We start from the raw sequence: 10,503 nt of genomic DNA on the forward strand, positions 1-10,503 counted from the left end.
GGATAACGTCAAGAGTATCTCGGTGATCACCCCTCCGGCAGTGACCGAGAAGGTGGTTGAGGCAGCCATTGCGCGCGGTATTACCAACATCTGGATGCAACCCGGTGCAGAAAGTGACGCAGCCATTGAACGCTGCAAGGCCGCCGGGATCAACGTGATTGCCGATCACAGTTGTCTGCTGGTGGTACTGGGCTATCACGAACACTGACTACTTGGCTCTCTAGGGATGAGGATTTTTTTGTTCCAGGACAAGCGCTCAAGGCATGGTGCGGAGGCGTACACTAAAGTACGCCGCACAAGCCATACCGATGAGCGATTGACCTGGGGCGAAAAAAGACCATCCCCTACGGTGTGGTGTGGCGGATATCTTTCCCCTTCACCATAAAGATTACCATCTCGGCAATATTGGTGGCGTGGTCAGCAATCCGCTCCAGAGATTTTGAGATATAGGTCAGACGCATGGCCCGGCTGATGGTGGCAGGATCTTCCAACATGTAGGTGTACAGTTCACGCTGCACCTGCTGATTCAGATCATCCACCATCTGGTCATCCTTGCAGACCTTGATGGCCAGCTCTGCATCACCCCGCACAAAGGCATCCAGAGCTTCTTTAATCATCTGCTCAACCCAGTGAGCCATGCGGGGAATATCAACATACGGCTTGAGCGGCGGTTCCTGATTCAGCTGTCGGGCACGCTTGGCCATGTTGGCACATTTATCGCCTATCCGCTCCAGATCTGTCACTATCTTCAAAGCCAGAGTGATAAAACGCAGGTCCCGACCGGTGGGCTGCCGCAACGCCAGCAGCTCAAGGCACTTTTCATCAATGGCAACCTCATGGCCGTTAACTTCATGATCCATGGCGATGATCTTCTCTGCCAGCTCGGTATCACGATCCACCAGTGACTTGATGGCATCGGTGATCATCTTTTCCACCAGCCCTCCCATGGTCAGAACGTGTTGCTTCAGGTCTTTCAGTTCGGCATCGTAGGATGCCACCAGATGTCCACTCATTAACCAAACCTCCCGGTGATATAATCTTCTGTCTGCTGCTTCTCCGGGTTGGTGAAGATCTTCTTGGTATCACCCATCTCGATCAGCTCTCCCAGGTAAAAAAAGGCAGTTGCGTCCGACACCCGTGCGGCCTGCTGCATGTTGTGGGTTACGATCACAATCGTATACTGTTTCTTCAGCTCGTCAATCAGTTCCTCTATTTTCAAGGTAGAAAGCGGGTCCAGGGCTGAACAGGGTTCGTCCATCAGGATCACTTCCGGGTTGGTTGCAATCGCCCGGGCAATACAGATCCGCTGGGCCTGGCCACCGGAAAGCCCCAAGGCCGAATCATGCAGACGATCCTTGACTTCGTTCCAGATGGCCGCGCCTTTCAGGCTACGTTCAACCGTTTCATCAAGGGTTGCCTTATCGTTCACCCCGGCTATTCGCATTCCGTAGACGATGTTCTCATAAATTGATTTGGGAAACGGATTGGACTGTTGAAAGACCATTCCTACCCGCCTCCGCAGCGAGATGACATCGGTGGATCTACCGGTAATCTCTTCTCCATCCAGGGTAATACTTCCCTCAACCCGGACTGAATCAATCAGATCATTCATCCGGTTCAGGCAGCGTAACAGCGTCGATTTACCACAGCCGGAAGGGCCGATGAAGGCGGCCACCTGATTTTTACCCATGGATAGCGAGATATCTTTCAGGGCATGGGTTGTCCCATAGTAGAGATTAACATGATCAGCCTCGATCACCGGGGGATGATTACTCAGATCAACAGGTTCTGGACTCATCGTTTTTTATCCTTTAGTACGGTTTAAAAGTGCGAAGTAGTATATCTGCGACGCATCTGGTTACGGAAGCGGATTGCCAGACTGGTGGCGGCAATCACAATCAACAATAGCAACAGGGTGGTGACATAGACCATTGGTTTGGCAGCCTCAACGTTAGGAGACTGGAAACCGACATCAAAGATGTGAAAGCCAAGATGCATAAACTTGCGATCCATATGGAAGAATGGAAACTGACCATCAAACGGCAGGGTCGGGGCCAGCTTAACCACCCCCACCAGCATCAACGGTGCCACCTCTCCCACGGCCCGGGCCATGGAGAGCACCAGACCGGTCATGATGCCAGGTGTAGCCATCGGCAGCAGTACCTTGGTCAGGGTCTGAAACTTGGTCGCCCCCAGGGCAAGTGAGCCTTCACGGATTCCCTTGGGGATTGAGGCCAGCGATTCTTCAGTGGCCACAATTACCACTGGAACAGTCAAAAGCGCCAGGGTCAGCGAAGCCCAAAGGATGCCGCCGGTTCCAAAGACGGGAGTTGGCAGCCGCTCCGGGAAGAACAGCTTGTCCAGTGATCCGCCGATGCCATAGACAAAGAAGCCCAAACCGAACACACCGTAAACAATGGAAGGCACTCCGGCAAGGTTGTTGACCGCAATCCGCACCAGCTGCACCAGCCTGCCTTCCCTGGCATATTCACGCAGGTAGATGGCGGCAATTACGCCAAAGGGCAGCGAAAAAACCGACATCAGCAGCACCATCAGTATTGTACCGAAAATGGCCGGAAACAGGCCACCTTCAGTATTTGATTCCCGGGGATCATCAAACAGCAACTCACGGATCTTGCCAAGATAGGCACCAGCCTTGGCAACGGCTGACATGCTGTTGGGCTGGTAGATCTTAACGATCTCCAGCAGTGGCAACTCCTTGCTGGTGCCGGCTGCATCACTGAAAACAGCCGCAGTCTTGTTCAGCTCAGCCTGCTTCTGGTTCAACTGCTCATTCAGGGCGTCAAAGGCCATGGTCAGTTTTGCACGTTCTTCAGCCAGGACGGCAATTGCAGCACTGTTCACCTCAGAACCCTTGTATTCCAGTTTCTGGATCTTGAGCCGCAACTGTTCTGAAGCCTGATTCAGTCTGGACATCTCTTTTTTTATCGACTTTAACCCGCGCTGCTTATCAAGAACAGCAGTATGCAGCTTCATGAGGGTCACGTAATCTGCTGTAACCGGTTCCCCTTCAGCCCCTTTCAACTCTTTCAGAAAGCCGAAGAAATTGCCATGTTCACGTCGTTCAAGCAAATAGGCGTCATCTGGCTTGGCACGTTCCACCACTTCTGAATCATCCACCCAACGAAAGTCCTGTGAATACAGATCACGGTTTCCCACCTTCAACTGCAACCGCTCGACATCAGTCAGGGCATGCCGGCCTGTGGCGGTCAGCTGTCCCATTATGAGACTACCGTCTTTCAGCTTAAGTTGGACCATATCCTTGACCCAGAAGTACCCCAGGCTGTTACCCAGGATAACTGCCAGCAGAGTCAGGGTCATGAACAGAATCAGAGCCAGGGTAGCCCCGGCTGCCAGCACCATCGGTTCGCCACGTTTCCAGTAATTTTTCACGTTACACCTTTGTTTTTTACCGCAGAGGACGCCAAGGAACAGAAAGGGAAACAAAGAACTTTTGTAAAATCACTTTGACAATTTTAAAGCCTTTCCTCTGCGAACCTCTGAGTCCTCTGTGGTGAAATATCCTTAATACCTTCCGTACTTCTTGCGAAAACGTTGCCGTAGCAGTTCTGCTGCAGTGTTAATGATAAAAGTCAGCATAAACAACAACACTGCCGACAGGAACAACGTGCGGTAGAGGGTGCCGAACAGCGGCGCTTCCGGTATCTCCACCGCAATATTGGCTGAAAGCGAACGCAGGCCGTTAAACAGTGACCAGCTCATAATTGGCGTGTTGCCGGTGGCCATCAGCACAATCATGGTCTCACCCACTGCCCGGCCAAAACCGATCATGATCGCGGAGAAGACACCAGGCAGAGCCGAGGGGAGTACCACCCGCCAGGCGGTCTGCCAGCGGCTTGCCCCCAGGGCCAGCGAGGCGGCAGACAGATTGCGGGGTACATTGGAAAGGGCATCCTCAGCGATGGTAAAGATGATCGGAATCACGGCAAAACCCAGGGCGACGGCAATTACAATACTGTTACGCTGATCATAGTTAACTCCGAGGGTACCATAGAGCCACTGCTTCAGATCTCCGCCAAACAAGGCTGCTTCAAGAGGAATCGCCAACTTCCAGGAGAGCCAGAGGGTAACAAACACAATCGGCAGCATTCCCAGAAATTCATACCCCTTCAGCCTGCGTCCAAATGCGGTGTTTTCAGCCAATGGCCGCCAGGCAAAAATGGCAACAAGCAACATAAGCGGTACCATCACAAAGGAGATAAAAAGAGCAAGAATATGTTCATCCATCAATGGTGCCAGCCAGAGACCGGCCAGAAAGCCGACGACTACAGAAGGTACGGCAGCCATAATCTCCACAGCCGGTTTAATCCGCCCCTTCAGGCTCGGCGCCATAAACTGGCTGGTATAGAGAGCCCCCAGCAGTGCCAGCGGCACCGCAAACAGCATGGCAAACAGGGTGGCCTTGAAAGTACCAAAGACCAATGGCATCAGCGAAATCTTCGGCTCAAAATCATCGGTGGCAGCAGAGGACTGCCAGACATACTCCGGCTTGTCATACCCTTCGTACCAGACCTTACCGAACAGAGTAGAAAACGATACTTCAGGGTGCGGAATGGAAAGTTTCCAGGCGATGGCTTTTCCATCAGCGCTGCTTACCACCAGTTTTCGGCCTCGGTCGGCAAAAGCGGCAGCGGCAACCGGCATACCGGCTTTTAACTCCAGCAGCAGCCGCTCGCTGGTCATATGCACCATTTTTATAGTTCCCTGCTTGTCGAACACAGCAAGGGACTTGTCCCGCGGAGATGCCAGTAGACGACTGACCGGCTGTGACAATCCCGGCAGACGGTGAATCAGGGCAAGGTGCTTGTCTTCGCCGCTGCCCGGTTTTGAAACCGGCATCCAGGTTGTTACCTGACCTTTTTCATCACCGACCGCCAGAGAGTAATCGCCCAGTATGGTGGCCAGCGCGGTAATCCGGCGATGATCCTTGAACGCCTGAACCGTTTCAATCAACCGGCCTTCACCCTCACCGGACAGATCCCAACGGACCAGCCAGCCGTTATCGGTTCCCGCATACAGGCTCTGACCCTTGCGCCCCAACCAAAAAGTGGAAATATTGCCGGGCAGCGGATCAGTCAGGCGGTACTGTTGTCCGGTTTTCTTTTCATTACCCAGGACATCTTTCTCAACCAGCTGACGTTGCACTTCAAACTGGTTGCCGGAGATCAGCTGCACACGGATAGATCCGGTTTCTCCCAGCTCGCGACTCTGGCTTGTACCGGTACTGTCTTCAGCAACCAGTGTCTGTAACTCAGCCGGGACTTCAGCCAGTCGTTCAGCAGTGGCTGAGTAAAACAACGGCACCGAAACCTTGGCAATCAGAAACAGGATGCCGATTACCGCAACGATAACAAAAAGTCCGCCTGCCTTAATGATCCATGCAGCCAGCCGATCATTACGGCGTGATTTATCTACAATTCTGGAGGCCATTGACTATCCTGACATGAAGACAGGGGCGACCGGCCGGTCGCCCCATGAATGCATTCCTATTTCAGAGCTTTCAACTGCTCAGCAGCAGCGGAAGCAGGCAGTGGATCATAGCCATCCTTAACCACAATCTGCTGACCTTCCTTGGAAAGGGCAAATTTCAGGAATTCTTCCGTCACCTTGGGCAGCGGCTGACCCGGCTTCTTGGCTACATAGATGTAGAGCATACGAGCCAAGGGGTACTTGCCTGACAACACGTTGGCATAGTTGGCTTCATAGACGGTGCCGTCCTTTTTGTCAGACAGCGGTACAGCCTTAACGCCGGAGGTGGCATAGCCGATACCGGAGTAACCGATTGCAGCGATATCCTTGGCAACACCTTCAACAACCGATGCGGAGCCGGGCTGTTCTTTTACGGTGTTCTTGTAATCGCCGTTCTTCAGGGTGTGCTCCTTAAAGTAACCGTAGGTGCCAGAGGCAGAGTTACGACCAAACAGGGAGATCGGCTTGGCAGCCAGAGCACCGGTTACACCGGCTTGCTGCCAAGTGGTGATTTCAGGCAGACCACGCTTGCGGGTTTTAGAAAAAATGGCGTCAACTTCGTCCAGCGAGAGTGATTTGATCGGGTTATCCTTATTAACAAACACCGCCAGTGAATCCAGGGCCACACCGATCTTGGTCGGCTTGTAGCCATACTTTTTCTCAAAGTCTTCAATCTCCTTGCCTTTCATCGGGCGGGACATGGGACCCAGCTGGGCGGTACCAGCAATCAGAGCTGGCGGTGCGGTTGAAGAGCCTTTGCCTTCAATCTGGATATTGACGTTGGGGTACTTCTTCTTGAACCCTTCTGCCCAGTAGGTCATCAGGTTGTTCAGGGTATCAGAACCGATACTGCTCAGGTTGCCGGATACACCGGATGTTGCCTTGTAGGCAGGCAGCTTTGCATCTACCTTCACTTTTTCTGCATGGGCCGCAGTGGCCATGCAGACGGTGGCGCACAGCGCCAGGACGCTCTTTTTCAACATTGGTACATCCTCCTTGGTATTGTTCGTGTTTTCAGGTGTGTGTAGCTTGATTGCCACCATAAACGTTTTTTGTGACAGGCATGTTACAGCGAGGCAAAAGATTGGAAACTATTGTTACATGCATAGACAGACAGGCTTTGCACCAGCTCTCCGGTCAAGGTAGGGTCGATATGGGGTATCTTGCTCTGGCCGCCCAGCTTGCCACGCACCTGGGCAGACCAGTCATAAATCTGCTGTTCCGATACCAACAGTACGTGGGGACTATTGATCCTGCCTTGCTGGCGGAAGGTGTCGTAATCGGCATTGGAACTGCGCAGCTGCTCATCAAGCAGAGCTGCTGCCTGATCAGACGGCAGACCATCGCCACGGCAGGCCAGTACCCAGCGATGGCAGCGCCCTCCAATGTCAGTCCCCACCATAAACTCCCGTACCAGACCGTCATGCTTACGGTTCAGTAGCGAAACCGCCTGTTCCACCTCGGCTTGGGTCACCTTTTCTTCAAAACGATCCAGAAATTTATCCCGGCCGGTAAACTCAAATCTGAACCGATCCCTATCCAGAAAGCGCAGGGTGTCACCGATGTGGTAGCGCCAGAGCCCGGCACAGGTGGAAAGAATCACCGCATAGCGCTGCCCCACCACCACCTCAGCCAGAGGTACGGCTCGGGCATCCGGCAACGGCGCACCGGTCTCATCAAGCTGTTCAATCGGCACAAACTCAAAAAAAGCGCCATAAAACGGGGTCAGCCGCATGGTTGCTTCACCCTGCACCTGAAAGCCCATGAACGCCTCCGATGAGGGGAGCAGCTCCAGAAAATCAGGGCCGCCTGAAGGAAGCAGGCGCTGATATTCGGCAGCATAGGGGGCCATGCTGGTGCCACCGTGGATGATCAGCTCAAGATTTGGCAACACCTCCGCCACAGAGCGGCCTGATAGGGTCTCCACCTGCTTCAACAGCAGCAGAATCCAGGGCGGCACCCCGGAAATGATGCGGATCTTCTGGTCATCCAGCAGCAGACGGGCCATCCCCTCCAACCGTTGATCCCAGGGGGCCGAAGTCAGCGGTTCCTGCGGCTCCACAAACGGATTCAGCCAGGCGGGGCGTTGCTGCAGGGTAATGGCGCTCATGTCACCGGCCAGCACCCCCGCCCCCATCTGCTTGAGTTGGGTGCTGCCAGCCATATACAGGATCTTGCCCGCTGGAATGTTACTACCCGGCTTGGCAGCCAGATAGCAGCAAAGCATATCCAGAGCTGCCCGCTGGTTCATGCTGAACATATCAGAGGTAAAGGGGATGAATTTGGTTGGCGCAGTGGTGCCGGAAGTCTCACAGAACCAGGGAATCAGGCCGGGCCAGGTCTGATCCTGCAAGCGCAACTGCTGCCCCTGCGGTATGGTTGTCAGACAGGATGCAAACCAGTCATCCCAGAACTGGCGATAGGTGCGGATCGGCACCTGCTGTTGAAAACGGCGATAACTGACATCAAAGGGCAGGCTGGCGAGACCGGTAAAACCATAGGTAACACCAAAGCGGGTGGCAGCGGCCTTGCTCAGCAGGCGTGGCAGCAGTTCACGCTGGCTGTCCAGTGGATCTTTACGCAAAAACTGCCGGGCGCGGATATCAGCAGCGGCACGCAGCGGCAGGGAGATGAGTGATGAAAAACGCAATGAAGCTCCTTATCCTGGATAAAGCGTTCACCGCAGAGAGCGCAGAGTAACGCAGAGGAAATTCAACAAGACAACCAAAAATATTACCCCTTTTGGTACTGCAGTTTTTTTAACAACCACATATTTCTACTCTGCGTACCTCTGTGTCCTCTGCGGTAAAATTCTTTTTAGATTTTGACAATCAGCACTGATCTGTATCATCAGCGGCCTATTTGTTTACACCACCGCCAGGAGCGGCTGATTATGCAGCTTGTTCAACCACTGTTCCATGCGCGGGTTGTAACAATGCTGATGGAAGATCAACGAGGCATGGGCCACTGGATCTGCATCGTTGTTTGAGGCGATCAGGCAGGTCTTGCCTTCCGGAAAGACAGAACGCAGGGCTGCATGGTCAGCACAGAGCTGCAGGGTGGGTGAACCAGGCACCAGAATGCTTTGCTCATCCTCTGCCAGCATGACCAGGGTTGGGCCACTAAAGATGGTCCTGGCCGGAGCTGGTTCAGCAAAGCTGCGCAACGCAAGTACCCGCTGATAGCCTCCCAGGTTAGAGGTATGTTCCAGCACCCCGAAGATCCGCTGCCGGATGGCCAGGTGGCGGGTGGTCAGGTTACGGTTTTCCGCCCCCGCTTCAAACAGCGCCTGAAAACAGCGCCGGGCCCGTTCAAGCTGACGGTTCAGGTCGGTCTCGTCATTGGGATCAGCCTTCAATATTTTACGCAGGTTCGACTCCAGCATCCGCACGCCGCCGCTGCGCTGATTGTCAGGCCGGATCAGGTCGGCGGTACAGAGCACCGGGCTGACCAGCAGCAGACCACGCAAACGGTCATGCAGCTGTTCTGAGGCACGACGTAGAAAATCCACCACCAGGCCTGCCCCGAAGCTGACCCCCATCAGCACCGGCCGCTGCCCCTTCAGAGTTAACTCATCAATCAAGTCTGCCAGTTGGGCTTCAAACAGCTCCTGACTGAATCCGTTACGAGGATAATTCATATAGTAAATACTGCCGTGGCTCCGCAGGATCGGACGCTGGAACTCCACCACCTCGGTGGCATCCGGCACAAACCCGGCAACCACAATGGTGGGCCGCCCCCCGGCAGACTTCTCACAATAGACCTGACAGCGCACTGCATGCAGGCTGTGATAGCGTTCCCACAGCGCCAGTTCACGCGGACGATGACGCTGTTTATAGGGTTTGATCGCTATGGAACGAAAAAACCCGGCAGTGGCGGTAGCCATAGTCATCAACGCCGGGTGACGCTCCGTTAACGGCTGCAGGTGCCTGCTTAACAACTGTTTCATGGCTGCTCTCCCTGTTTCAGGCCTTACGGCCGGTCAAGCGCCGCAGGCGCTCAAGTTGCTGGTCAATCAGATCAAGCTGCCGCCTCATAGTCAGAATCCGCACCAGAAACATGGTCCACCTCGTTAGCACTGTCCGGCCATCATCTGCTGCTGTCCGCCAGCCAGTGCGATACTTGACGTTGGAAAGCTGGTGGTACGGTGGCAGGCGCCGCAGGCAACATCACCGTTAGCCACCCGCACCCAGAGGGTCCGGTTTTCGCTATCGCACCAGTCGCAGGTCCAGTTGTAATAATCATCAAGGGTCTTTGTTCTCATCGTGGTCATCCTCCTGCCTCGTTCATTGGCATCCTTTTTTGTTTGTCAGACCATACCGCTCAAACATGACGTTTGGGTGTCAGGATCCCAAAGAGTCTGCAACATCGTCCAAACGCCTGAAAACAGTTATCAGGCATGCCACAGACATTTTTCTCCATTGTCACAGGGCTGTAACAGCGGCCTGTTACTGTCCTGTTTCACGCATCAAAAGGGAGGAAAACACACCATGACCATTCGCCTGAAACTACTGATCAACAGCCTGATTACCTTTGCCGGTTTTGCCGCTGTCGTGCTGCTGGGCTACTACACCATCGCCGGATTTCAGACCAACATACGGGAGCTGACCACCCGCTCCACCCCGCTGCAGGTCAAGATGCTGCAGTTCCAGCAGACCGTGGAGCGACTCTCCGGTGATCTGCTGCAAACCGGCATGCTGGAAGATCCCCAGGAGCTGCAGAAGCAGACCGCTGTGATGGAAGATCGCCGCAAAAGGCTTGATCAACTGAATAAAGAGATACAGGAACTGAAGGGACTACAACTGGATGTGTCTGCCTTTGCAACCCTTGAACAACAGGTGGCTTCAGCGTTGCGCGACAAGTTCGCCAGCCTGGAGATATTTAAGGCTGAGGTAACCAATCTGAGCGGCTCCATTAAGGCTGCTGAAAAATCACTTGAAGGGATTCGTGATGTTATTTCAGGACTGCGCAGCACGGCAGCACGGCGTGCCT

Annotated in this window: 10 protein-coding genes; 2 read left to right on the top strand and 8 right to left on the bottom strand. The window is 54.0% G+C overall.

All coding sequences use genetic code 11. The features are described 5' to 3' along the window. Window positions 1-208 (top strand): CoA-binding protein (locus OEL57_RS09670; RefSeq protein ID WP_300740057.1); only part of this gene is annotated, 208 nt, incomplete at its 5' end. 136 nt (window positions 209-344) lie between these two features. On the opposite strand, the gene phoU is transcribed toward OEL57_RS09670, so the two are convergent. From phoU to OEL57_RS09710, 8 genes are all read right to left on the bottom strand, one after another. Then, entirely contained in the window at window positions 345-1,013 is a 669-nt protein-coding gene (gene phoU / locus OEL57_RS09675; protein ID WP_300740059.1) for a phosphate signaling complex protein PhoU, read from the bottom strand. Then, window positions 1,013-1,798: a phosphate ABC transporter ATP-binding protein PstB gene (gene pstB / locus OEL57_RS09680; protein ID WP_300740061.1), complete on the bottom strand. Its 786-nt coding sequence runs from the start codon at window positions 1,796-1,798 to the stop codon at window positions 1,013-1,015. Before pstB ends, phoU begins: the two co-directional genes overlap by 1 nt. A 23-nt stretch (window positions 1,799-1,821) precedes the next feature. After that, window positions 1,822-3,414 carry a phosphate ABC transporter permease PstA gene (gene pstA / locus OEL57_RS09685; RefSeq protein WP_300740063.1) on the bottom strand — a complete coding sequence of 531 codons (1,593 nt, stop codon included), beginning with the start codon at window positions 3,412-3,414 and terminating at the stop codon, window positions 1,822-1,824. A 132-nt stretch (window positions 3,415-3,546) separates the two neighbouring features. Beyond that, window positions 3,547-5,472, bottom strand: a complete 1,926-nt coding sequence (locus OEL57_RS09690) for an ABC transporter permease subunit (protein WP_300740065.1) — start codon at window positions 5,470-5,472, stop codon at window positions 3,547-3,549. Window positions 5,473-5,528: 56 nt separating this feature from the next. Beyond that, window positions 5,529-6,494, bottom strand: a complete 966-nt coding sequence (locus OEL57_RS09695; RefSeq protein ID WP_300740067.1) for a PstS family phosphate ABC transporter substrate-binding protein — start codon at window positions 6,492-6,494, stop codon at window positions 5,529-5,531. An 83-nt stretch (window positions 6,495-6,577) separates the two neighbouring features. Beyond that, on the bottom strand, window positions 6,578-8,161 hold the full coding sequence (locus tag OEL57_RS09700) for a GH3 family domain-containing protein (protein WP_300740069.1): 1,584 nt from the start codon (window positions 8,159-8,161) through the stop codon (window positions 6,578-6,580). A gap of 216 nt (window positions 8,162-8,377) precedes the next feature. After that, the gene (locus tag OEL57_RS09705) at window positions 8,378-9,460 is read right to left on the bottom strand and encodes an alpha/beta fold hydrolase (protein WP_300740071.1); all 1,083 of its coding nucleotides are present in this window, start codon (window positions 9,458-9,460) and stop codon (window positions 8,378-8,380) included. Between the two features lie 123 nt (window positions 9,461-9,583). Next, on the bottom strand, window positions 9,584-9,775 hold the full coding sequence (locus OEL57_RS09710) for a hypothetical protein (protein ID WP_300740073.1): 192 nt from the start codon (window positions 9,773-9,775) through the stop codon (window positions 9,584-9,586). Window positions 9,776-10,001: 226 nt separating this feature from the next. On the opposite strand from OEL57_RS09710, the gene OEL57_RS09715 reads away from it, so the two are divergent. After that, window positions 10,002-10,503: hypothetical protein (locus OEL57_RS09715; protein ID WP_300740075.1), on the top strand; the 502-nt coding region annotated here is incomplete at its 3' end.

Source organism: Trichlorobacter sp. (assembly GCF_030247655.1).
GTDB lineage: Bacteria > Desulfobacterota > Desulfuromonadia > Geobacterales > Pseudopelobacteraceae > Trichlorobacter.

Excerpts from the sequence above, each read along its gene's own strand:
- OEL57_RS09710 (WP_300740073.1), bottom strand. The coding sequence starts at position 9,775 with ATGAGAACAAAGACCCTTGATGATTATTACAACTGGACCTGCGACTGG.
- phoU (WP_300740059.1), bottom strand. The coding sequence starts at position 1,013 with ATGAGTGGACATCTGGTGGCATCCTACGATGCCGAACTGAAAGACCTG.
- pstB (WP_300740061.1), bottom strand. The coding sequence starts at position 1,798 with ATGAGTCCAGAACCTGTTGATCTGAGTAATCATCCCCCGGTGATCGAG.
- OEL57_RS09695 (WP_300740067.1), bottom strand. The coding sequence starts at position 6,494 with ATGTTGAAAAAGAGCGTCCTGGCGCTGTGCGCCACCGTCTGCATGGCC.
- OEL57_RS09705 (WP_300740071.1), bottom strand. The coding sequence starts at position 9,460 with ATGAAACAGTTGTTAAGCAGGCACCTGCAGCCGTTAACGGAGCGTCAC.
- OEL57_RS09690 (WP_300740065.1), bottom strand. The coding sequence starts at position 5,472 with ATGGCCTCCAGAATTGTAGATAAATCACGCCGTAATGATCGGCTGGCT.